Origin of the sequence: Pseudomonas mucidolens, assembly GCF_900106045.1 — a bacterium.
GTDB lineage: Bacteria > Pseudomonadota > Gammaproteobacteria > Pseudomonadales > Pseudomonadaceae > Aquipseudomonas > Aquipseudomonas mucidolens.
Map to the genome: position 1 here is coordinate 3,404,504 of NZ_LT629802.1, position 20,397 is coordinate 3,424,900.

The window sequence follows — 20,397 nt, forward strand, 5'->3', positions numbered from 1 at the left end:
TGGCTGGTTTTGGGGCTGCTCCGCAACCCAACGCGGGGCAAGCCCGCTCGCCACAAGGAAATTCGTCAGTTTCTGCGTAGGCACTTATGCCCTGTAGGAGAGGTTTCCCACAGGGCATGCCCCATCAGTTTTTACGGAATACGAACATCAAACCGACGATGATCAAACCCATCCCCGCCATGCTCAGCATCGCCAGGCGATTGCCAAAGATCAGGTAGTCCATCACCGCCGTCACCGCCGGCACCAGATAAAACAGACTGGTGACGTTCACCAGATTGCCGCGGGCGATCAGGCGATACAGCAGCAGCGTAGCCAGCAGCGACACCACCAGCCCCATCCACAAAACCGGCAGGTAAAAACCCGCACTGTGCTCGATATGAAAGGGCTGAAACGGCACGAACACCGAACACAGCAACAAGCCCGCCAGGTATTGCACGGGCAGTGTGCCCAACGGGTTTTCGCTAATGCGTTTCTGCATGATCGAGCCCAAGGTCATACTCGCCAGCGCCAGCAAGCCGAAGAGCACCCCGGCCAGCGACATGCCCGACACGCCGATGCCCTGATAGACCACCATGATTAAACCCACCAACCCAAGCACCAGGCCAGACATTCGGCGCCAGGAACGCTGGCGCTCCACCAGCACCACCGTGAGGATCGGTTGTACGCCCATGATGGTCGCCATGACACCGGGAGTCACCTTCAGGTCGAGCGCCAACAGATAGAAAATCTGATACGCCCCCAACAGCACCAGACCCGTAGCGATGGCATAGCGCATCGGTTGGCCCGGACGCGGCAATTTGAGCTTGAGGACGGGCACCAGAATCACCAGGCCGGCCAGGGCAATGGCAAAACGGATCAGCAGAAAAGCAAAGGGTGAAGCGTGGGCCAGGCCCAACTTGGAGAAAATCGCCCCGCTGCTCCACAGCAAGACAAACAGGCTCGTCGAGGCCGCCGCGGTCACGGATTGTTTTGAAATAACAGACATGATTACCACCTGTAATCAGGCAAAAGCCAACTCAGTCGAAGCTGAAATTCAGTAAATTGTGTTCAGGCGGGCACTGCGGACCAGCGATAGCTGATCAGCCCGAAATGCCGACACCCGGCGGTGATACGACTGCGTACACCGGCGTGCTACTGACAGGTGGGGGGTAATGACTGATCTGCACAGGCTGCTGAGCCGCACACGGCACGACGCCAGCGTTGACCGCTGAATCGACTACCGCTATGCGCTGGGAAGCTGGCATGGGCTGATCTTTTTGAAGGGAGAAGAAAAGTGTCGTGAAACACCTGTCGCGGACTATAACCAGCAGGTGACACGGTTTGCAATGGTTTTGCCAGAAGGCCAGTAGGGACAGCTATCGGCTAAGTACCTGGACTTCGAAACACTCGCCACTTGAGCTCAAGAGAAAAAGTCATCGGTGACATAAAAAAAACCGCTCAGCGAGCGGTTTTCCGGGCCGGGCAAGCACCTCAGCCAAACAACCATTTCCACAACAGCACCAACACCAGCACCGCCAGCACCGGCCGCATAACGCGATAGGCTTTCGGGTGCTTGCGCTTCCACTGTTTGACCACGCCGCTGACGCTGTCGCTGAAACGCTTGCTCGAGGCATAGATCTGATTGATTCCGCCAACGCGCTCGTCATCCAGGTTTTGCGGAGCGGTTGCACGCCCCAATTGGGCACTGATCCACCGGTTGATACGGGTCATCAAGGAGTTGCTCAGCGGCCGCTCAATATCGCAGAACAGAATCACCCGGGTTTTCTCGGTCTCGTTTTTCACCCAGTGCACGTAGGTTTCATCGAACATCACGTCTTCGCCATCGCGCCAGGCATAGATCTGACCATCGACGAAGATCCGGCAATCGTCAGAGTTAGGCGTCGACAAACCCAAGTGATAGCGCAGGGAGCCGGCAAAGGGATCGCGGTGCGGGTTGAGGTGACTGCCACCGGGCAACAGCGCAAACATCGCGCCCTTGACGTTAGGGATACTGCTGACCAGCGCCACGGTTTTCGGGCACAGCTGTTCGGCCGAAGGCAACGGTTTGTCGTACCACTTCAGGTAAAAACGCTTCCAGCCTTTTTTGAAGAATGAGCCGAAACCGGCATCATTGTTGTTCTCGGCGGCGCGGATATAACCTTCGTCGAACAAGTGCATGGCCTCGTCGCGAATCACCTCCCAGTTGTCCTTGAGAACATCCAGCTCGGGAAACTTGCTGCGGTCCAGGTAGGGTTTGGACGGCACGCCGGAAAACAGATACATCAGCGCGTTATACGGGGCGAACAGCGCCGAATGATTGACGAACTGACGCAACACCGGCAAACGCGCCTTGCCGCGCAAATGCACGTAAAGCGTGCTGCCGATAAACAGCAACAACACCGACAGCTTGGCGGCCAAAGAAAAGCTCATGCAACAACTCCTGAAAATGGGTGCCTGGACAGTCACTTCCCATCAACGGGAAACCAGACGTAGCAGCCGGCCATCATAAACACTCATAGCCTTGGGAAAAACCCGCGCCCCTCCAACAATCAGTTTAAATCCAGCGCGAGGGCGGGCCAATTATGCATAGGCCACGCGCCATCGCGCTGATTTGCGTCAAACCTGGTTTTCCTGGTCGGTAAACAAATCACTGAACAGCATGCTCGACAAATAGCGCTCACCGGAATCCGGCAGCACCACGACAATGGTCTTGCCCTGCATTTCCGGCTTCTGTGCCAGGCGCACCGCCACGGCCATCGCCGCGCCGCAGGAGATACCACTAAGAATTCCCTCTTCCTGCATCAGACGCAGGGCCATCGCCTTGGATTCCTCATCGCTGACCAACTCCACCCGGTCCACCATCGACAGGTCGAGGTTTTTCGGCACAAAACCGGCGCCGATTCCCTGGATCTTGTGCGGGCTGGGCTTGATTTCCTCACCGGCCAACGCCTGGGTAATCACCGGTGAACTGATGGGCTCCACGGCCACTGAGAGAATCGGCTTGCCCTGAGTATGCTTGATATAGCGCGACACGCCCGTAAGCGTGCCACCGGTGCCGACCCCCGCCACCAGCACATCCACCGCGCCATCGGTGTCGTTCCAGATTTCCGGGCCGGTGGTTTTTTCATGAATCGCCGGGTTGGCCGGGTTATCGAACTGCGCCGGCATGAAGTACTTGGCCGGATCGCTGGCGAGGATTTCAGTGGCCTTTTCGATCGCCCCCTTCATCCCCTTGGCGGGTTCGGTCAGCACCAGCTCCGCTCCCAGGGCCTTGAGGACCTTGCGCCGCTCCAGGCTCATGGACGCCGGCATGGTCAGCATCAACTTGTAGCCACGGGCCGCGGCGACAAACGCCAGGCCGATGCCGGTGTTGCCCGAAGTGGGTTCGACAATGGTCATGCCGGACTTGAGTTTGCCACTGCTTTCAGCGTCCCAGATCATGTTCGCGCCAATCCGGCACTTCACCGAATAGCCCGGATTACGTCCCTCGATCTTGGCCAGAATGGTCACGCCACGCGGGGCAATACGGTTGATCTGAACCAGGGGCGTGTTACCGATGGAGTGCGCGTTGTCTGCAAAAATGCGGCTCATGGCGGGATCCTTAAGGCGGCGTTCAAGAAGGCAACAAGGGTATGCCTCGGACTTCAAGGCGTCTAGTCACTGGAACGTTGAGGCGACTTGGAGAGTCAATCGCCTACACGTTGGGAGGAGACTCTTATGAAACGTCGCTACAGTTGGCCGTTAGTGACCGTCGCCGGGCTAGTGGTCTTGCTTGTCATACTGAACATCGCCCTACCGTATCTGGTGCGCGACTACTTGAATGAAAAACTCGCCGACATGGGCGACTACCGGGGCCAGATCACCGATGTAGATCTGGCCCTGTGGCGCGGAGCCTATCGGATAAACGGCCTGCAGATCGTCAAGGTCGACGGCAAGGTCCCAGTGCCGTTCGTCGATGCGCCGCAGATCGACCTGGCCGTGAGCTGGCATTCGTTGTGGTACGACCAGGCGGTCGTGGCCGAGGTGCAATTCATCAAGCCTGAAGTGAATTTCGTCGACGGCGGCGCCAATAAGCAGGCCTCCCAGACAGGTCGCGGCACCGATTGGCGCGAACAGTTGGCCAAGCTCCTCCCCATCACCCTCAACGAAGTACGCATCAATGACGGAAAAATCACCTTCCGTAACTTCAGCTCAAAACCCCCGGTCAATATCGGCGCCACCGACGTCAACGCCAGCCTCTACAACCTGACAAACGTGGTGGATGTCGAGGGCAAGCGTGATGCACGTTTCGAGGGTAAAGCCCTGCTGCTCGGACATGCACCTCTCGAAGCCAGCGCCACCTTCGACCCGCTGAGCGATTTCGAAGACTTCGACTTCCGCTTGCGCGCCCGTGACATCCAACTCAAGCGCATGAATGACTTCGCCGCGGCCTATGGCAAATTCGACTTCAAAGCGGGTACCGGCGACGTAGTGATCGAAGCCCAGGCCGAGAATGCGCAGCTCACTGGCTACATCAAGCCGTTGCTGCGCGACGTCGAGGTATTCGACTGGCAGCAGGACGTGGAAGACAAGGACAAGGGGATTTTCCGCTCGATCTGGGAGGCGGTGGTGGGCGCCGGCGAAACGCTGCTGAAAAACCAGAGCAAAAACCAGTTTGCCACCCGCGTGGAATTGAGTGGCAGCGTGCATCAGCAAGATATCAGCGCGTTCCAGGCGTTTTTGCAGATTTTACGTAATGGTTTCATTCAGGCGTTCAACGCCCGTTATGAACAGCCCAAGCCCAGCGCGGAGTGAAAAGGCAATCCTGGTCAAGCAAGGCTGAACCACTGTGGCGAGGCTTGTCTGCGATAGGGCTTGATGGAGTAAGTCTGTGGCTAGGGGCTTGTCCTGTGGCGAGGGGGCTTGTCCCCCGTTGGGCTGCGCAGCAGCCCCAAAAACCAGCCGCTGAGGACTGCCTGATACACCGCATCCTTCTTTAATTGGGGCCGCTGCGCAGCCCAACGGGGGACAAGCCCCCTCGCCACAGACAAGCCTCCTCTCCACTGGATAGTGTTTGGCACGCGACTTTCTTAAATGAACAGCGTTGCAAGCACAGTTGAGCGTGACCGGCCATTCAGAGACTGAATAACCCGTCTGCGTTCACAGTCGCCGAGGCCACGCGGTATAGTCGGACATTGCTGATTTCGAGGAATAACCGATGAAGTTCGAAGGCACCCAGGCCTACGTTGCCACTGATGACCTGAAACTGGCCGTCAACGCCGCCATCACCCTGGAGCGCCCGTTGCTGGTCAAGGGCGAACCGGGCACGGGCAAGACCATGCTCGCCGAGCAACTGGCCGAATCCTTCGGTGCCAGATTGATCACCTGGCATATCAAGTCCACCACCAAAGCTCACCAGGGTTTGTACGAGTACGATGCGGTCAGCCGCCTGCGGGATTCGCAACTGGGCGTGGACAAGGTTCACGATGTGCGCAATTACCTGAAGAAAGGCAAGCTCTGGGAGGCGTTCGAGTCCGAGGAGCGGGTGATCCTGTTGATTGATGAGATCGACAAGGCCGATATCGAGTTCCCCAACGACCTGCTGCAAGAACTCGACAAGATGGAGTTCTACGTCTACGAAATCGACGAGACCATCAAGGCCAAGAAACGCCCGATCATCATCATTACCTCCAACAACGAGAAAGAACTGCCGGATGCGTTCCTGCGCCGCTGCTTCTTCCATTACATCGCCTTCCCCGATCGCACTACCCTGCAGAAAATCGTCGATGTGCATTACCCCGACATCAAGAAAGACCTGGTCAGCGAAGCACTCGACGTGTTTTTCGACGTGCGCAAGGTACCGGGCCTGAAGAAAAAACCCTCCACCTCCGAACTGGTCGATTGGCTCAAGCTGCTAATGGCCGACAACATCGGCGAAGCAGTGTTGCGCGAACGTGATCCGACCAAGGCCATCCCACCGCTGGCCGGCGCCCTGGTGAAGAACGAACAGGATGTGCAACTGCTTGAACGCCTGGCGTTCATGAGCCGTCGCGGCACTCGATAAGGACCTTGCCATGCTGCTCAACCTGTTCAACGAAATGCGCGCAGCCAAAGTGCCGGTCTCGGTGCGCGAACTGCTGGACTTGATCAACGCCCTGAAACAACGGGTGACCTTCGCCGACATGGATGAATTCTACTACTTGTCCCGGGCGATTCTGGTGAAGGACGAGCGCCATTTCGACAAGTTCGACCGGGCATTCGGTGCGTATTTCAAGGGTTTGGAAAAACTCGACGATCATTTGCAGGCGCTGATTCCCGAAGACTGGCTGCGCAAGGAGTTCGAGCGCTCGTTGAGTGATGAAGAGCGAGCGCAGATCCAGTCCCTCGGCGGCCTGGACGAACTGATCGAAGCATTCAAGAAACGTCTGGAAGAACAGAAGGAGCGCCACGCCGGCGGCAACAAGTGGATCGGCACCGGGGGCACCAGCCCGTTCGGCTCCGGCGGTTTCAACCCCGAAGGCATTCGCGTGGGGGATGCCGGCAAGCGCCAGGGCAAGGCGGTCAAAGTCTGGGACCAGCGCGAGTACAAGAACCTCGACGATTCGGTCGAACTCGGCACGCGCAATATCAAAGTGGCCCTGCGCCGCCTGCGCAAGTTTGCGCGCCAGGGCGCGGCGGAAGAGCTGGACATTGATGGCACCATCGACCACACCGCCCGCGACGCCGGCCTGCTGAATATCCAGATGCGCCCGGAACGGCGCAACACAGTCAAGCTGCTGTTGCTGTTCGATATCGGTGGCTCGATGGATGCCCATGTGAAGATCTGCGAGGAACTGTTTTCGGCCTGCAAGACCGAATTCAAACACTTGGAGTACTTTTACTTTCACAACTTCGTTTATGAGTCGGTGTGGAAGAACAACCTGCGCCGCACCTCCGAACGCACCTCGACCCAGGACTTGCTGCACAAGTACGGCGCCGACTACAAAGTGATCTTCATCGGCGACGCGGCGATGGCACCGTATGAAATCACCCAGGCGGGTGGCAGTGTCGAGCACTGGAACGAGGAGCCCGGGTATGTGTGGATGCAGCGCTTCATGGAGAAGTACAAGAAGTTGATCTGGATTAATCCGTATCCAAAAGATACGTGGGATTACACCTCGTCAACCAATATCGTACGGGACCTGATCGAGGACCAGATGTATCCGCTGACCTTGCGCGGGTTGGAAGAAGGCATGCGCTTTTTGTCCAAGTAGACGAGCTGTTTTCCGCTTGCGCCTGTAGGAGCGAGCTTGCTCGCGAAGGTCGTTAACCATGACGCGGGAAACCTGGCTCCCCGAGGCGCTCTCAGGTTTTTCGCGAGCAAGCTCGCTCCTACAGGGCTGTCAGCGATTGGAAAATCGCTGCATATACTCAAGGTGCTGACGATGCGCCGTTTCCTGCAGCACCGGCACCAGCCTGATCTTCTCTCCCGGCAAGCACTGCGCCAAGCGCGCCAGCGACAACGGCGTCACCGCCCCCAACCGCGGGTAACCGCCAATGGTCTGCCGATCGTTGAGCAACACAATCGGCTGCCCATCCGGCGGGACCTGGATCGCCCCCAGCGGGATACCTTCAGAAATCAACGACGGCCCTTGGTACTGCAACGGCGTCCCCAGCAAGCGCATGCCCATGCGGTCGGCGCGGCTGTCCAGCGTCCACTCGGTATTGAACGCATCAAACACGCTCTGCCCGCTGAATTGGCCGATCTGCGCCCCGAGAATCACCTCCAGTGATGCCCCGGACCGTAGATTCAACAAGCGCTCGACGGGTAATTCGCACAAGCCGTTGGCCGAACCTGAATACGCCAGACTCGCCCCCTCGGCCAATGCCCGCCCCCAACCGTCCAGCCCGCCCAACGCTTCGCGTCCGACGCTGGCGCAACTGCCCAGCACCTTGGGCGCATCAAAACCGCCCGGGGCTGCCAGATAAGCCCGCGCGCCACTGAACGGCCGGGTGAAACGCAAGCGCTGGCCCGTTTGCAGAATGAAACTACGCCCGGGGCTGATGGCGCGTTCGTCGATATAGGCACCCAGATCGGCACCGGCCAAAGCCAATATGCAATAGTCTTCGGCTTGGACAGTGAAACCGCCCAAGGTGATTTCCACCACCGGCGCATCCAGTGGATTACCCAGCAACCGATTGGCCCAGGACATCGAGACCCAATCCAGGGCGCCGCCCTGGGTTACGCCCAAATGCCTGACACCAAAACGTCCGGCATCCTGCAACAGGCACAGCGGTGTACTGGCCTCGATCAGCAAGCGGCTCATACCTGGGCCTCCAGCGGCGAATCATCGCCGCCCAGGTGGATGAACTCGGCGTGGTCGATGGCTTCGAAACGCACGCTGTCGCCTGGCTGCATCAGGCTGTAGCCGTCACGTTCACGGTCGAACAACTTGGCCGGGGTGCGGCCAATCAGGTTCCAGCCACCTGGGGACTCCAGTGGATAAGCAGCCGTTTGTCGCTCGGCAATCCCGACGCTGCCGGCAGCCACGCGTTTACGCGGGGTATTGAGACGCGGCGTGGCCAGGGTTGATTCCACCAACCCCATAAAAGCAAACCCGGGAGCAAAACCAAGGGCGAACACCTGATATTGATGCTGGCTGTGACGACGAATCACCTCGCTCACAGCAAGGCCGCTGCGCCGAGCCAGCAACGCCAACTCGGGGCCGACGCTCAGGTCATACCACACCGGCAGCACATGGCATTGCCCACTGCCCTGGGCTTCAGGCTGCAGCCCGTCGAGCGCCTCGGCGATCAGTTGCCGAGCCTCGCCTGGGCCTAGTACCGTCAGGTCGTAATGCACCATCAAGGTCGTGTAGGACGGCACAAGATCCACCAGCGCCGCGCCGAAACCGTCACGCAAGCGACGCGTCGCGGCGAGCATCCAAGGCATGTTGTCTTCAGCGATCACCTCAAACAGACGCACCATCAGGCTGTCGATGGCCACCACTTCAATCCGCGGTTTCATTGGGCCTTCAACGCCTCGCGGATACGTCGCACGGCCGCCACCGAACTGGCGTTATCACCATGTACACACAGAGTGTCTGCCTGTAGCCGCAACGCGCTGCCATCACTGGCGATGAGCGGTTCACCACGGGCGATGGTCAGGGCTTGCTGGAGGATGCTGTCCGGATCGTGATGCACCGCGCCCGGCAGTTGTCGCGACAGCAGATGCCCGGCGCTGTCATAAGCGCGATCGGCAAACGCTTCGAACCACAGCGTCACGCCAAACTCCTCGCCCAGCGCTTGCGCCGCACGGTTGTCACGGGTCGCCATCAGCATCAACGGCAAGCTTTTGTCGTAGGCGGCCACCGCCTGGATCACCGCACGCAGCTGTGCAGGATTGGCCATCATGTCGTTGTACATCGCACCATGGGGTTTAACGTAGCTGACCCGTGTCCCCTGGGCCCGGCAAATACCGTCGAGGGCGCCGATCTGGTAGTGCAACAGGTCCTGCAGTTCCTGGGGCGCATACGCCATGGAACGCCGACCGAACCCCGCCAGGTCTTGATACGCCGGGTGCGCGCCGACTTGCACGCCATGTTGCAAAGCCAGGCTGACGGTTTTGCGCATGATGCTCGGGTCGCCGGCATGGAAGCCGCAGGCGATATTGGCGCAGTCAATGAAGGGCATGACTTCGGCATCCAGACCCAAGGTCCAGTTGCCAAAACTCTCGCCGATGTCGCAATTCAGAAGCAGGCGGCTCACGGTGAAGACTCCTGTAGGCTTTATTTTTTTGTAGTGTGGGATCTTTTGCCAAGATCTCGCAACGCTGTTGTCGCCGGCCCCGCCGACGCTTATCGTGGGACAGCTCGATTTTTGGCGCGCAGTCGTCGTTGCGTCCAACTAATAAAAACCGATCCATGCATAAGAAAAAGTTGATTCCATGAATTTGAAGTTCCTCGAAACCTTCGTCTGGGTAGCTCGCCTCAAGAGTTTTCGCCTCACCGCGGAGAAGCTGTTCACCACCCAGGCCTCGATTTCCAGCCGCATCGCAGTACTGGAAGGCGAGTTGGGAGTGAAGCTGTTCCTGCGTGATTCCCGAGGCGTGAGCCTGACCCCGGACGGCGTGAAGGTGCTCGAGTATGCCGAGCAGATGATGAACACGCTGCAGGGGCTCAAGCAATCATTGGAAACCACCAGCAGCAAGGTCGGACGGATCCGTATCGGCGCGATGGATACCGTGATCCACACGTGGCTCAGTCCGCTGGTGACCGAACTGATGGATCATTTCCCTTTGGTGGAAATCGAGCTGGTCGCCGATACCGCGCTGAACCTCTGCGACCAGTTGCAAAAAGGCTTCCTCGATCTGATCCTGCAAACCGACCTGATGCGCCAGGAAACCGTGCGCAGCCTGGAACTGGGCAGCCACCCCATGGGCTGGATTGTCGCCAGCCATTCGATCTACAACCGTGACTACGCGTCCCTCGCCGACCTGGCTCAGGAGCGCATCATCACCTACTCGAAGAACTCCCATCCGCATCAGGACGTGCTGAGCCTGATGCAGGCCCACGGCGTGCCGGCCCCACGCATGAACTGCGTGAACTCGGTCTCGGCGATTACTCGTTTGCTGCGCGACGGGTTTGGCATCGGCGCACTGCCGCCGGTATTGGTCAGCGAGGAATTGGCACGGGGCGAGTTAGTAATTCTGCCCATGGCACAGCGCTTGCCGAACCTGCAGGTGGTGGTGTCGTGGCGGGTTGGGGTGGAGTTGGTGGAGGAGATTGTTGCGTTGTGCCAGCGCGTAGTGGCGCGCTATGCCGAGGAAGTGGGTGAAGAGCGCATGGTACTCAGCCAATCAAACCTGCTGAAAAGGCCCGATTAAACCTGTGGCAACGGGCTTGCTCGCGATGCAGGCGCCGCGATCGATCAGATTCCCCGAGCTGATGCTATCGCGAGCGAGCCCGCTCCCACACAAGCCCTACCTAGGCCTTACAAGCCCTTGAGGTCACGCTCTTCGATCGGTCGGCTCTGGCGCAGGCGCTTGCCGCCCAGCACCACCCAATCGATCAGACGGAACAGGCATTCCAGGCCGAACGACAGCAGCATCGCCCCGCCCAACCCCCAGCCCATGGCTTCGGGCGTCAGGAGAATCTGATAGCTGTAGCCTTCCCAGGTTTCCCGGCGAATATCCGGGTCGGCCGCCACGGCGACCTGCAGGGCGCGGATGTACCACGGCCCTTGCATGGCCTGGTACTGCTTGTCCAATGCCACCTGGCGATCAAGCAACGTACCGAGACTGTTGGCATCGCTGCGAAATACCGGGTCATCGCTGGCGCGGTAATGGGCCACCAAGGCCTGCAAGTCGCCCTTGAAGAACTGTTGCGCGGTGCTTTCAAAGCCACGCAGGCCGGTCTGCGCTTCAATCAGATGCGCTTCGACACGCTTGGCGTAATCGCTGACAAACCCCGGCACTTGCACACCGACCAACAAACCCATGGCAAACAGCACCAGGCGCAGATAGCTGAGCAACATAATCGACGTCCTTACTCGGTCGTGCCCTGGCTGACGCATTCACCGCGTCGCCACAGGCTCCACTGACCCGGTACGTAGCGGGTCCAGGTTTCGTTTTCGGTCAAGGGTTCGGTGGCAATCACCGTCACCACGTCATTGGGGGTGGTTTCCGCCTGAAAGTCGACGATCACGTCGACATCTTTCAAGCGCGCCGGACCAAACGGCGCACGACGGGTGATCTGTGCAAGTTTGGTCGAGCAATAGCAAAACAGCCAATCGCCGTCGCTGAGCAGGCAGTTGAACACGCCTTTGCTGCGAAACTCACTGCAGGCCGCGATCAACTCCGGGAGCACCTGCTCAATCTCCACCGGTTCCGGGAACGCCTCGCGGACGCGGTTAAGCAGGTCACAGAAGGCTGCTTCGCTATCGGTATCGCCCACCGGCCGGTAAAAAGTCGCCTGGGGGTTGAAGTCGGCCAATTGACCGTTGTGCGCAAAACACCAGTTACGCCCCCACAGCTCGCGAACGAACGGGTGGGTGTTGGACAGGCACACCTTGCCGACGTTGGCCTGGCGGATATGGCCAATCACCACTTCACTTTTGATGGGATAACGCTGCACCAGCAGCGCGACTTCCGATTCGCTGCTCGCGGCCGGGTCCTGAAACAGGCGCAGGCCGCGCCCCTCATAGAAAGCGATACCCCAGCCGTCGCGGTGCGGGCCGGTACGTCCGCCACGCTGCATCAGGCCGGTAAAGCTGAAGACGATATCGGTCGGTACGTTGGCACTCATGCCCAATAATTCACACATGCCAAAACTCTCGATGCAGGGCGGACGAGGTTATAGACGCGGTTCGACCCGCATACTGCTGACAGAAGCTGCCGGACGGCCATAACGCTCGTCTGCGAAGGGCTCGTCATCGGCCGGCTCGGCCGCCATCTGGGCGGCGGCGGCGGCTTTTTGCTCACGGCGCGCCTTGGCGGCGCGCTCGATCGGCCAGCGGATCAGCACAAACACCAGGTACAGGCCGAAGACGATCATCGCGTACATGAACAAATCGGAAACGGCACGCCAGGCGTTATTCCCGACCTTGAGCAGCATGTCCATGGCGGTGATGGCGACGGCGGGGGCAAATTGCTCCTTTACCGGGTCGACGATGGTCGGGCTCAACAACAACACCGCCATCAGCAACCGCAGCGGTTCGCGCAACCAACGCCACATCCAGCGGGTCAGGCGAAACCACACCAACAGGCAGCCCAAAGCGGCAAAGGCATACAGGCCCCAAGCGGTCAGATAATCGTTCTCGGTCATGGTGTCCATGGCAAGGTAGGCAAACAGACGGCTATGATAACGGCTTTTCAGTGTCACGGCTGCAACGCCGTCGGCCATCCGCCACACAGAGAGTAATCCATGCCTCCATCGACCCACGTCAATGCCGCCCCGATTGCCCGCCAGGCTACGGGGCCAGACCCGTATGCCTGGCTGCAGGAGCGCGACAGCGTTGAAGTGCTGGATTACCTCAAGGCTGAAAATGCCTGGCAAGAGACACAGCTTGAGGACCAGCAAGGCCTGCGCGAAAAGCTGTTTCAAGAGATCAAGGGCCGTATCCTGGAAACCGATCTGTCCTTGCCTTCCCCTTGGGGGCCTTACCTGTATTACACCCGCACCACCGCCGGTGACGAGTACGCCCGTCATTACCGTTGCCCGCGTCCGGTCGATGACAGCCAACAGATCGATGAAGGCGCAGAGGAATTGCTGCTGGATCCCAACGTACTGGCCAACGGCGGCTTTTTCTCGCTTGGCGCCTTCAGCATCAGCCCGGACCATCGGCGCCTGGCCTACAGCCTGGACACCAGCGGCGAAGAGATTTACACCCTGTACGTGAAGGAGTTGGCCAGCGGCAAGGTCAGCGAACTGGCGTTTGAAAACTGCGACGGCAGCATGACCTGGGCCAACGACAGCCTGACGCTGTTTTTCGGTGAGTTGGACGACACCCATCGCCCGCACAAACTGTATCGCTATCGCCTGAACGGTACGGCGTCCGAGGAAGTGTTCCATGAGCCCGACGGACGTTTCTTCATGCATTGCTACCGTTCAAGTTCCGAGCGCCAATTGCTGCTGTCCCTGGGCAGCAAGACCACCAGCGAAATATGGGCCCTGGACGCCGACCAGCCGGAGCAGGCTTTCACCTGCCTCGCGCCACGGGTGGAAGACCATGAATATGATGTCGACCACGGTAAGCTCGACGGCGCGTGGACCTGGTTTATCCGCAGCAACCGCGACGGCATCAACTACGCGCTGTACGTGACCACCGACACAGGCTGCGTACCGACACAGGACGACTGGCAGAACCTGATCTCCCACAGCGATAAAGTGATGCTCGACGGCGTCAGCCTGAACGCCAGCGCCATGACCTTGAGCCTGCGCATCGGCGGGCTACCGGTAATCGAGGTACATCCGCAGGGCCTCCCGGCTTACCGTGTGGAATTGCCTGACGCTGCCTACAGTCTCTACGTACAGAACAGCCTAGAGTTTGCGAGCGACAAGATCCGCCTGCGCTATGAAGCCTTGAACCGCCCCGCTCAGATACGCCAGTTGGAACTGGCCAGTGGCGCGCAACAGGTGCTCAAGGAAACCCCGGTACTGGGTGTCTTCAATGCCGATGACTATGTCAGCCAGCGGCTGTGGGCAACCTCCGCCGACGGCACCCAGGTGCCGATCAGCCTGGTGGTCAAACGCGACCAACTGGGTCAGGCAACGCCGCTTTACCTGTACGGCTACGGCGCCTACGGCACAAGCCTCGACCCGTGGTTTTCCCATGCGCGCCTGAGCCTGCTGGGGCGCGGCGTGGCGTTCGCGATTGCGCACGTGCGCGGTGGCGGCGAATTAGGCGAAGCCTGGTATCGCGCCGGCAAACAGGAACACAAGCAAAACACCTTCAGCGACTTCATCGCCTGCGCCGAGCACCTGATCGGCGAAGGCCTGACCACCGCCAGGCAACTGGTCATCAGCGGCGGCAGCGCCGGCGGATTGTTGATCGGTGCGGTACTCAACCAGCGCCCGGAGCTGTTTCAAGCGGCGATTGCCGAAGTACCGTTCGTCGATGTGCTCAACACCATGCTCGACCCGGACCTGCCACTGACCGTCACCGAGTACGACGAGTGGGGCAATCCACAGGAGCCCGAGGTGTATGCACGGATCAAGGCCTACGCGCCCTACGAAAACGTCAGCGCCCAGGCCTACCCGGCGACACTGGTGATCGCCAGGTACAACGACAGTCGCGTGCAGTACTGGGAAGCCGCCAAATGGGTGGCCAAGTTGCGCGCCAGCAAAACCGATAACAACCTGCTGCTGCTCAAGACCGAATTGGGTGCTGGCCACGGCGGCATGAGCGGTCGTTACCAGGGATTACGCGATGTAGCGCTCGAATATGGATTTGTATTCAAGGCGCTGGGTCTGGCTTAAACCCCTGCACCGGATGTCTTCGGCTTGCTGTCGCTTTGGTGCAGGCCAGGCAGCGGCTGGTCCTTGGGCGGCCTGGGCATTTCAATCGGCGGCAGCAACGGCACTCCGCCACCTTGCGCCTTGGGCACAGTGGGCGGCGTGACTTGCGGATATGGTGTCGGGGTTGCGGTCCCCGGCGCCCCGGTGGTGGACGCAGGCGTATTCGGCACCGGTTGCAACACTTGAGCATGCGCGACACTCAGGGTGAGCACGCCGCACGCAATGACCGCTAGAATGCTGCACTTCATCGATGGCTCCATGGCCTGACTGTAAACCAGTCGTCAGGCTACTCCCAACTGCACAAGAATGCCCTTCCCAATGAGATTTCAATGAAACGTTTTGTTCTGCTGGACACCACCCCGATTCCTGGCAACGGCGGTGCCTTGTGCCTGTTCGAATACGGCGAGGATTTTGTCATCAAGATCCAGGGCGGTGACGGTGGACAGTTGATGAACACCCGCATGCACGGTTCCGAAGACGCGCTGGCGCAGATTCCCTGTCGCAAAGTGGCGGGGCGGCCGGGTTCACGGGTGTTGATTGGCGGCCTGGGCATGGGCTTTACCCTGGCCTCGGCGCTCAAGCATCTGGGCAAGGGCGCCGAAGTGGTGGTCGCTGAACTGGTGCCTGGCGTGGTGGAGTGGAATCGCGGTCCCTTGGGCGAAAAATCCGGGCGTCCCTTGCTCGACCCACGCACCGTGATCCGCATGGAAGACGTGGCCAAGGTGCTGCAAGCCGAGCCACAAGGCTTTGATGCAATCATGCTGGACGTCGACAATGGCCCCGAAGGCCTCACGCAAAAAGCCAACAGCTGGTTGTATTCGGCGGCAGGCCTGAGCGCCTGCGCCAAGGCCCTACGGCCCAAGGGCGTACTGGCGGTCTGGTCGGCCAGCGCAGACCGACTGTTCAGCGACAAACTGCGCAAGGCCGGTTTCAAGGCCGAAGAAGTGCAGGTGTTCGCCCATGGCAACAAAGGCACCCGGCACACCATCTGGATCGCCGAGAAGCTCAAGGGCTGAAGTGACCGGCAACCACTGCCCAATTAGCCGGTGAGCAGCTAGAATCAATGCAACCCGTGATCTATCCCCTACAACAGGCGCCATGATGAGTTCGACCAACCCGCCCTCCCACACCGCCAAGCTGGACCGCATCCTCGCCGATGCCCAGCGCGACCGGGAAATGGGCTACCGCGACAAAGCCTTGAAAATGTACCCCCACGTGTGTGGTCGTTGCGCTCGCGAGTTTGCCGGCAAGCGCTTGAGCGAACTGACGGTGCATCACCGCAATCACAACCATGACGACAATCCCCAGGACGGCTCGAATTGGGAATTGCTGTGCCTGTACTGCCACGACAACGAACACTCGCGCTACACCGACCAGCAATATTTCGGCGATGGCTCAACCAGCAGCCCGACGATTGCCAAGGCCACGCACAACCCCTTTGCGGCGTTGGCCGGGTTGATGAAGAAGGAGGACTGAACGTGGAAGTGAGAAGCGGCACGAAAAAAGCCGCTCTGCTTTTCACTTGCAGCTTGAAGCTTGCCGCTATAATGCTGCCTTTTTAAGGCTTCCCCGTGGGCAATAAACGCTACAGCTGTATCGGCCTGTACAACCCCAAATCCCCCGAAAACGTCGGCTCGGTCATGCGCGCCGCCGGCTGCTATGGCGTGGCTTCGGTATTTTACACCGGTAAACGGTATGAGCGGGCCCGGGACTTTATTACCGACACCAAGAAGGTCCACCACGACATTCCGCTGATCGGCATCGATGACTTGAAAAAGATCCTGCCGCTTGGCTGTATTCCGGTCGCGGTCGAACTCGTCGACGGTGCCCGCCCGCTCCCGGAATACACGCACCCCGACCGTGCACTGTATATCTTCGGTCCGGAAGACGGCTCGCTGGACAAGGAAATTCGTGACTGGTGTGAAGACGTCGTGTACATCCCGACCACCGGCTGCATGAACCTCGCGGCAACCGTCAACGTGGTGCTCTATGACCGCCTGGCCAAGGGCAACAATACCCGTTCGGGTCCCAAGTACTGATTTTCCGGGAACATCCAGGGCTCGCCTGCAGTCAGCTGCATATCAATGGCCCTTCGTTGGAGATAGATCATGAGCGACAGCAAAACCCTGAAGCCTGTTATTCAATCCACGCCCTTCCAGACCCAACCGACGCAAAATGTCCAAGGCTGGGAGCGCATCGGCTCGCTGGCCGGCGGCGTGGTGATGATGGGTAAAGGCATTCGCCGGGGCGGCTTTTTCGGGTTGATTCAGGTGGCGATCGGCGGCGCAGCATTGGCTCGCGGCATCAGCGGCCACTGCTCGGCCAAGTCGCTGCTGGACAAAAGCCGTCAAGAAATGAATACCGTGCGGACCAAGATCGAACGCGCCGGGGAAGAGCTGAAAAACCTCAAGACCCAGGCCGAAGTAGCCGCCGAAAAAGCCACCAAGACCGTAGGCTGAAGCTCCGCCCCGACAACTGACAATTACGGTAGGAGCGAGCTGGCTCGCGAAAAACTCAAAGGCGCCGCGTTTATCCAGAATGCACGCGGTATCGTTGAGGTTTTTCGCGAGCCAGCTCGCTCCTACAGTTCGTTAATTAATCAATGGGTTGGGGCTTAGCGCAGGAGTTTGCTGTCGAGTACGTCTGACGCTTCGCCAATGACGCTCTCGGCGATCTGCAAGAACTCCTCGGTGCTGATACGTTCCAGACGCATCACTGCCTGGGTCAAGTCGTCGAGTGAACGTTTGTTGTGGGTTTTAATACGGGTTTCCCGGTCCAGCTCCTGCAGCAATATCACCGCCCGCGCCACGCCAGCGGCATCAATCTGCTCGCCGCGTAACGTCTTGACGCCCTTGCCTTCCCTGGTCAGCCAGGCCTGAATCGCTGCATAACGCTCGTCGCTGATACCCCCGGCACGGCGCAACAGTTCGATGGCGTAATACTGCGCCAGCCCTTCGCTGATCCAGTCGCTGCCTTGATGGTCATTGAAGCGGCCGATGGCTTGCACCACTTCACGAAGCAACGGACTGCTGCCGTTTTCGCTGACCAGCGGCGTGCGGCTGTTGAGGTAGATCGAGTCCCATCCGGAGAACGCCCCCCGGCGCATCGGGTCGCTGGCCCCCACCACCAGCAACTTCGCCGGGTGCCGGGGGAACGCTGCCTGCACTTGGGGCCAGACGAACGTCAGGAGCGTCAATACGTCCATGCGGCGCATGGCCTGGCCCTTGGGCGAGGCGACAGTGAGGTCGGTGGCCCCCAGGCGCGCTCGGCGGCTGCCCAGGTTACCGGCGAGCATCCAGCCAGTAGGCCTGTCGAACAGCCGCGACACATTGTCGATACGAAATTTGTTCTTGCCGATCCGCGGCCAGGAGGTCTCGACGCTTTTCCAGCCTGCGGGAAGCTCGAAAGTCAGTCGCGACACCAGCTCGATACCGTCCTGCTGATCCAGGCGAGCCGACGGCACCAGGTCGTCACCGCGAAACAGCGCCCAAGCGGGGGTGATGCGCGTTTCGTAGGTGCCGGCTTTGCGCGCCTGAGTCAAACGTACGCGGTAGGTCAGGCTGGCCTTGTCGGCGCTCGGTTGCCACAGGCCTCGACGTTCACCGTCAGCCGCTCCCGGCAAGATTTGCCACAGGCCATCGGCCTTGAAATCGCTGTAGTCGCCATCGCGGCCCAACGCGAAGTCCAGGCTGCGCACGGCCGAACCCTGGGACAGGCTCAAGCGCACTTCGGCCTGGTCACTCTGGGGCAACAGTTTGACGTGATAATCGAGGTCGACTTTCTTCGCTGACCACGCCGAGGCGCTCAACCCCAGCAACAGCAGGCTCGCCACCAGCTTGAGTGCAATCGTCATGCGCTCTCCTTCTCAGCCCGCGCGGAAAATCAGGTAATCCTCCCAATCGTCCTCGGCCACACTGCCTTCGCTGAGCATGCGCCCGGATTGGGAAATACGTTCGTGGTGAACGGCGTCGCGATCCCCGCAGACCAGGTGATGCCAGAGCGGCAAGTCCTTGCGCTCGCTGACCAATCGATAACCGCACGTGGGCGGCAGCCACTTGAACTGATCGGCCTGGCCCGGTGTGAGCTGGATGCAATCAGGCACCGAGTCTCGACGATTAGGATAGTCGGTGCACTGACAGGTCTTCAGGTCCAGCAGTTTGCAGGCGATACGCGTGTAATAGACCGCGTTGTCATCTTCGTCTTCAAGCTTTTGCAAACAGCACAGGCCGCAGCCGTCACACAGCGACTCCCATTCCTCCTGGTCGAGGTGCTCAAGGGTTTTACGTATCCAGAAAGGTTCGACTTTGGCGGCCATGGTTCTACATCAATATCGGACGGTGAGAAAGCCGTCAGTCTAGTGCCCAAGCCACGTGGGGCCAAGCGCTTGCGACTGCCGGTATGACATGCGTTGGCACCGACTCGGCCGGAACCCTCTGGCGCGGCGGTCAGTAACCGCGCTCGAAACTCACTTCGCCACGCAACGGCGCCTTGGCCTGATACGCCCGCACGTTGTCGACAAACAACGCCACCATCATGCGTGGGCAGGTCGGCGCCGAGCTGTGTCCGGTCAGCAGCAAGCCCCAGGCAGTCCAGAACGGATGGCGCTGCGGCAACGGCTCCTGCCGGCATACGTCGATCACCGCACCGGCCAGATGTCCTTCTTTAAGGGCCTCCACCAGATCAGCATCCACCACCGCCACGCCGCGCCCGACGTTGATGAACAGGCCGGTCGGCTTGAACTGCTTGAACAGTGCCGCATCGTACAAGTCATGGGTGTCCGGCGTGTTGGGCAGCAGGTTGATCACATAGTCCACCTCCGCGACCAACCGTCCCAGTTGATCCAGCCCCGCCACTTCGACAAAGGGCGACTGTTCCCGAGCTTCACTGGCGATACCGTACAGCTCGACGCCAAACGGCAGCAGAAACTGCGCCACGCTGCGGCCGATATCGCCGGTACCGACGATCAGCACCTTGCGTCCCGCCAGGCTCTGGCCCAAGCGGTTGTCCCACTTGCGCTCGACCTGGCTGACCAGCCGTGCAAGCACCTCTCGCTCGTGGCCGAGCATGTAGGTAAGCACGTACTCGGCCATCACCTGGCCATAAATGCCCACGGCACGCGTCAATCGATAATCCCGTGGCAAGCCGTCAGCCAGCAGCGGCGTAATGCCCGCCCAGGTCGATTGCAGCCATTTGGGGTGATGCCCCTGGCGCAGCAGGGTCGCCAACAGATCCGGTTGGCCCAGCCACACCGGGCAATCAGCGGCCAGACGCGACAGTTGGGCCGAGTCGCCGCTGGTCAAGACTTCGAGATCCGGCGCTGCTTCGCGCAGCAGTCGGGCATACAGCGGGTGGTCCTGTTCTGCAATCAGAACGCGCATGGTTCAAACCTTTCAAAAACAGTACGAGCGGCCGCCGGCGACAGATTCACTGCACGTCTCGGGGC

The 20,397-nt window shown here is 59.8% G+C and carries 22 protein-coding genes and 1 pseudogene; 10 read left to right on the top strand and 13 right to left on the bottom strand.

Translation table 11 applies throughout. The annotated features are described in order from the left end of the window. Positions 1 to 124: 124 nt before the first annotated feature. From BLU75_RS15680 to cysK, 3 genes are all read right to left on the bottom strand, one after another. Entirely contained in the window at positions 125 to 985 is an 861-nt protein-coding gene (locus tag BLU75_RS15680; RefSeq protein ID WP_084376854.1) for a DMT family transporter, read from the bottom strand. A gap of 485 nt (positions 986 to 1,470) precedes the next feature. Next, positions 1,471 to 2,409, bottom strand: a complete 939-nt coding sequence (locus BLU75_RS15685) for an aspartyl/asparaginyl beta-hydroxylase domain-containing protein (RefSeq protein ID WP_084376855.1) — start codon at positions 2,407 to 2,409, stop codon at positions 1,471 to 1,473. A 186-nt stretch (positions 2,410 to 2,595) separates the two neighbouring features. Then, positions 2,596 to 3,570, bottom strand: a complete 975-nt coding sequence (cysK, locus tag BLU75_RS15690; RefSeq protein ID WP_084376856.1) for a cysteine synthase A — start codon at positions 3,568 to 3,570, stop codon at positions 2,596 to 2,598. Between the two features lie 126 nt (positions 3,571 to 3,696). Here cysK and BLU75_RS15695 point away from each other — a divergent pair, with 126 nt between their 5' ends. The 4 genes and pseudogenes from BLU75_RS15695 to BLU75_RS27910 all read left to right on the top strand — a co-directional run. Beyond that, entirely contained in the window at positions 3,697 to 4,773 is a 1,077-nt protein-coding gene (locus BLU75_RS15695) for a DUF748 domain-containing protein (RefSeq protein ID WP_084376857.1), read from the top strand. Positions 4,774 to 5,176: 403 nt separating this feature from the next. Next, the gene (locus BLU75_RS15700) at positions 5,177 to 6,022 is read left to right on the top strand and encodes an AAA family ATPase (protein ID WP_029292347.1); all 846 of its coding nucleotides are present in this window, start codon (positions 5,177 to 5,179) and stop codon (positions 6,020 to 6,022) included. Positions 6,023 to 6,032: 10 nt separating this feature from the next. Then, entirely contained in the window at positions 6,033 to 7,211 is a 1,179-nt protein-coding gene (locus BLU75_RS15705) for a vWA domain-containing protein (RefSeq protein ID WP_084376858.1), read from the top strand. A 36-nt stretch (positions 7,212 to 7,247) separates the two neighbouring features. Then, positions 7,248 to 7,338, top strand: a pseudogene (locus tag BLU75_RS27910) (outer membrane lipoprotein carrier protein LolA); the annotation flags it as partial. Between the two features lie 2 nt (positions 7,339 to 7,340). On the opposite strand, the gene BLU75_RS15710 reads toward BLU75_RS27910, so the two are convergent. The 3 genes from BLU75_RS15710 to BLU75_RS15720 are packed head-to-tail and all read right to left on the bottom strand — an operon-like array spanning position 7,341 to position 9,705. After that, positions 7,341 to 8,264 carry a 5-oxoprolinase subunit C family protein gene (locus BLU75_RS15710; protein WP_084376859.1) on the bottom strand — a complete coding sequence of 308 codons (924 nt, stop codon included), beginning with the start codon at positions 8,262 to 8,264 and terminating at the stop codon, positions 7,341 to 7,343. Continuing rightward, positions 8,261 to 8,965, bottom strand: coding sequence for a 5-oxoprolinase subunit B family protein (locus BLU75_RS15715; RefSeq protein WP_084376860.1), 705 nt, complete (start codon positions 8,963 to 8,965; stop codon positions 8,261 to 8,263). Before BLU75_RS15715 ends, BLU75_RS15710 begins: the two co-directional genes overlap by 4 nt. Continuing rightward, entirely contained in the window at positions 8,962 to 9,705 is a 744-nt protein-coding gene (locus BLU75_RS15720; protein ID WP_084376861.1) for a 5-oxoprolinase subunit PxpA, read from the bottom strand. The genes BLU75_RS15715 and BLU75_RS15720 overlap by 4 nt, the downstream gene beginning before the upstream one ends. Before the next feature lie 178 nt (positions 9,706 to 9,883). Here BLU75_RS15720 and BLU75_RS15725 point away from each other — a divergent pair, with 178 nt between their 5' ends. Next, the gene (locus BLU75_RS15725; protein ID WP_090221502.1) at positions 9,884 to 10,822 is read left to right on the top strand and encodes a LysR family transcriptional regulator; all 939 of its coding nucleotides are present in this window, start codon (positions 9,884 to 9,886) and stop codon (positions 10,820 to 10,822) included. Between the two features lie 107 nt (positions 10,823 to 10,929). On the opposite strand, the gene BLU75_RS15730 is transcribed toward BLU75_RS15725, so the two are convergent. From BLU75_RS15730 to BLU75_RS15740, 3 genes are read right to left on the bottom strand one after another with little or no spacing between them, the layout of a single operon-like run. Beyond that, a complete protein-coding gene (locus BLU75_RS15730; RefSeq protein WP_084376863.1) occupies positions 10,930 to 11,472 on the bottom strand; it encodes a DUF2937 family protein in 543 nt (180 codons plus the stop codon). A gap of 11 nt (positions 11,473 to 11,483) precedes the next feature. Further along, positions 11,484 to 12,260, bottom strand: a complete 777-nt coding sequence (locus BLU75_RS15735; RefSeq protein ID WP_084376864.1) for a class II glutamine amidotransferase — start codon at positions 12,258 to 12,260, stop codon at positions 11,484 to 11,486. Positions 12,261 to 12,290: 30 nt separating this feature from the next. Next, positions 12,291 to 12,839, bottom strand: a complete 549-nt coding sequence (locus BLU75_RS15740) for an MFS transporter (RefSeq protein WP_084376865.1) — start codon at positions 12,837 to 12,839, stop codon at positions 12,291 to 12,293. 21 nt (positions 12,840 to 12,860) lie between these two features. Between BLU75_RS15740 and BLU75_RS15745 the strand changes: the two genes are divergently transcribed. Next, entirely contained in the window at positions 12,861 to 14,915 is a 2,055-nt protein-coding gene (locus BLU75_RS15745) for a S9 family peptidase (protein ID WP_090221503.1), read from the top strand. On the opposite strand, the gene BLU75_RS15750 is transcribed toward BLU75_RS15745, so the two are convergent. Next, entirely contained in the window at positions 14,912 to 15,202 is a 291-nt protein-coding gene (locus BLU75_RS15750) for a hypothetical protein (protein WP_084376867.1), read from the bottom strand. The genes BLU75_RS15745 and BLU75_RS15750 overlap by 4 nt on opposite strands. Positions 15,203 to 15,283: 81 nt before the next feature. On the opposite strand from BLU75_RS15750, the gene BLU75_RS15755 reads away from it, so the two are divergent. From BLU75_RS15755 to BLU75_RS15770, 4 genes are all read left to right on the top strand, one after another. Next, a complete protein-coding gene (locus tag BLU75_RS15755) occupies positions 15,284 to 15,970 on the top strand; it encodes a spermidine synthase (RefSeq protein ID WP_084376868.1) in 687 nt (228 codons plus the stop codon). An 85-nt stretch (positions 15,971 to 16,055) separates the two neighbouring features. Continuing rightward, a complete protein-coding gene (locus BLU75_RS15760; protein ID WP_084376869.1) occupies positions 16,056 to 16,430 on the top strand; it encodes a YajD family HNH nuclease in 375 nt (124 codons plus the stop codon). Between the two features lie 95 nt (positions 16,431 to 16,525). Beyond that, positions 16,526 to 16,993, top strand: coding sequence for an RNA methyltransferase (locus BLU75_RS15765; RefSeq protein ID WP_084376870.1), 468 nt, complete (start codon positions 16,526 to 16,528; stop codon positions 16,991 to 16,993). 69 nt (positions 16,994 to 17,062) lie between these two features. After that, on the top strand, positions 17,063 to 17,413 hold the full coding sequence (locus BLU75_RS15770; RefSeq protein ID WP_084376871.1) for a YgaP family membrane protein: 351 nt from the start codon (positions 17,063 to 17,065) through the stop codon (positions 17,411 to 17,413). A 155-nt stretch (positions 17,414 to 17,568) separates the two neighbouring features. Here the strand turns inward: BLU75_RS15770 and BLU75_RS15775 are convergent, their stop codons facing one another. From BLU75_RS15775 to BLU75_RS15785, 3 genes are all read right to left on the bottom strand, one after another. After that, complete coding sequence (locus BLU75_RS15775) at positions 17,569 to 18,807, bottom strand: M61 metallopeptidase family protein (protein WP_084376872.1); 1,239 nt, start codon at positions 18,805 to 18,807, stop codon at positions 17,569 to 17,571. A gap of 12 nt (positions 18,808 to 18,819) precedes the next feature. Continuing rightward, entirely contained in the window at positions 18,820 to 19,269 is a 450-nt protein-coding gene (locus BLU75_RS15780) for a YcgN family cysteine cluster protein (RefSeq protein ID WP_084376874.1), read from the bottom strand. Positions 19,270 to 19,399: 130 nt separating this feature from the next. After that, positions 19,400 to 20,332 (bottom strand): D-2-hydroxyacid dehydrogenase, encoded by a 933-nt coding sequence (locus BLU75_RS15785; RefSeq protein ID WP_084376875.1) that lies wholly within the window; start codon positions 20,330 to 20,332, stop codon positions 19,400 to 19,402. Between the last annotated feature and the right edge of the window lie 65 nt (positions 20,333 to 20,397).

What these genes read in the sequence shown, in the direction of transcription:
- BLU75_RS15680 (WP_084376854.1), bottom strand. Translation starts at nt 985, where the DNA reads ATGTCTGTTATTTCAAAACAATCCGTGACCGCGGCGGCCTCGACGAGC.
- BLU75_RS15685 (WP_084376855.1), bottom strand. Translation starts at nt 2,409, where the DNA reads ATGAGCTTTTCTTTGGCCGCCAAGCTGTCGGTGTTGTTGCTGTTTATC.
- cysK (WP_084376856.1), bottom strand. Translation starts at nt 3,570, where the DNA reads ATGAGCCGCATTTTTGCAGACAACGCGCACTCCATCGGTAACACGCCC.
- BLU75_RS15695 (WP_084376857.1), top strand. Translation starts at nt 3,697, where the DNA reads ATGAAACGTCGCTACAGTTGGCCGTTAGTGACCGTCGCCGGGCTAGTG.
- BLU75_RS15700 (WP_029292347.1), top strand. Translation starts at nt 5,177, where the DNA reads ATGAAGTTCGAAGGCACCCAGGCCTACGTTGCCACTGATGACCTGAAA.
- BLU75_RS15705 (WP_084376858.1), top strand. Translation starts at nt 6,033, where the DNA reads ATGCTGCTCAACCTGTTCAACGAAATGCGCGCAGCCAAAGTGCCGGTC.
- BLU75_RS15710 (WP_084376859.1), bottom strand. Translation starts at nt 8,264, where the DNA reads ATGAGCCGCTTGCTGATCGAGGCCAGTACACCGCTGTGCCTGTTGCAG.
- BLU75_RS15715 (WP_084376860.1), bottom strand. Translation starts at nt 8,965, where the DNA reads ATGAAACCGCGGATTGAAGTGGTGGCCATCGACAGCCTGATGGTGCGT.
- BLU75_RS15725 (WP_090221502.1), top strand. Translation starts at nt 9,884, where the DNA reads ATGAATTTGAAGTTCCTCGAAACCTTCGTCTGGGTAGCTCGCCTCAAG.
- BLU75_RS15730 (WP_084376863.1), bottom strand. Translation starts at nt 11,472, where the DNA reads ATGTTGCTCAGCTATCTGCGCCTGGTGCTGTTTGCCATGGGTTTGTTG.
- BLU75_RS15735 (WP_084376864.1), bottom strand. Translation starts at nt 12,260, where the DNA reads ATGTGTGAATTATTGGGCATGAGTGCCAACGTACCGACCGATATCGTC.
- BLU75_RS15740 (WP_084376865.1), bottom strand. Translation starts at nt 12,839, where the DNA reads ATGGCCGACGGCGTTGCAGCCGTGACACTGAAAAGCCGTTATCATAGC.
- BLU75_RS15745 (WP_090221503.1), top strand. Translation starts at nt 12,861, where the DNA reads ATGCCTCCATCGACCCACGTCAATGCCGCCCCGATTGCCCGCCAGGCT.
- BLU75_RS15750 (WP_084376867.1), bottom strand. Translation starts at nt 15,202, where the DNA reads ATGAAGTGCAGCATTCTAGCGGTCATTGCGTGCGGCGTGCTCACCCTG.
- BLU75_RS15755 (WP_084376868.1), top strand. Translation starts at nt 15,284, where the DNA reads ATGAAACGTTTTGTTCTGCTGGACACCACCCCGATTCCTGGCAACGGC.
- BLU75_RS15760 (WP_084376869.1), top strand. Translation starts at nt 16,056, where the DNA reads ATGAGTTCGACCAACCCGCCCTCCCACACCGCCAAGCTGGACCGCATC.
- BLU75_RS15770 (WP_084376871.1), top strand. Translation starts at nt 17,063, where the DNA reads ATGAGCGACAGCAAAACCCTGAAGCCTGTTATTCAATCCACGCCCTTC.
- BLU75_RS15775 (WP_084376872.1), bottom strand. Translation starts at nt 18,807, where the DNA reads ATGACGATTGCACTCAAGCTGGTGGCGAGCCTGCTGTTGCTGGGGTTG.
- BLU75_RS15780 (WP_084376874.1), bottom strand. Translation starts at nt 19,269, where the DNA reads ATGGCCGCCAAAGTCGAACCTTTCTGGATACGTAAAACCCTTGAGCAC.
- BLU75_RS15785 (WP_084376875.1), bottom strand. Translation starts at nt 20,332, where the DNA reads ATGCGCGTTCTGATTGCAGAACAGGACCACCCGCTGTATGCCCGACTG.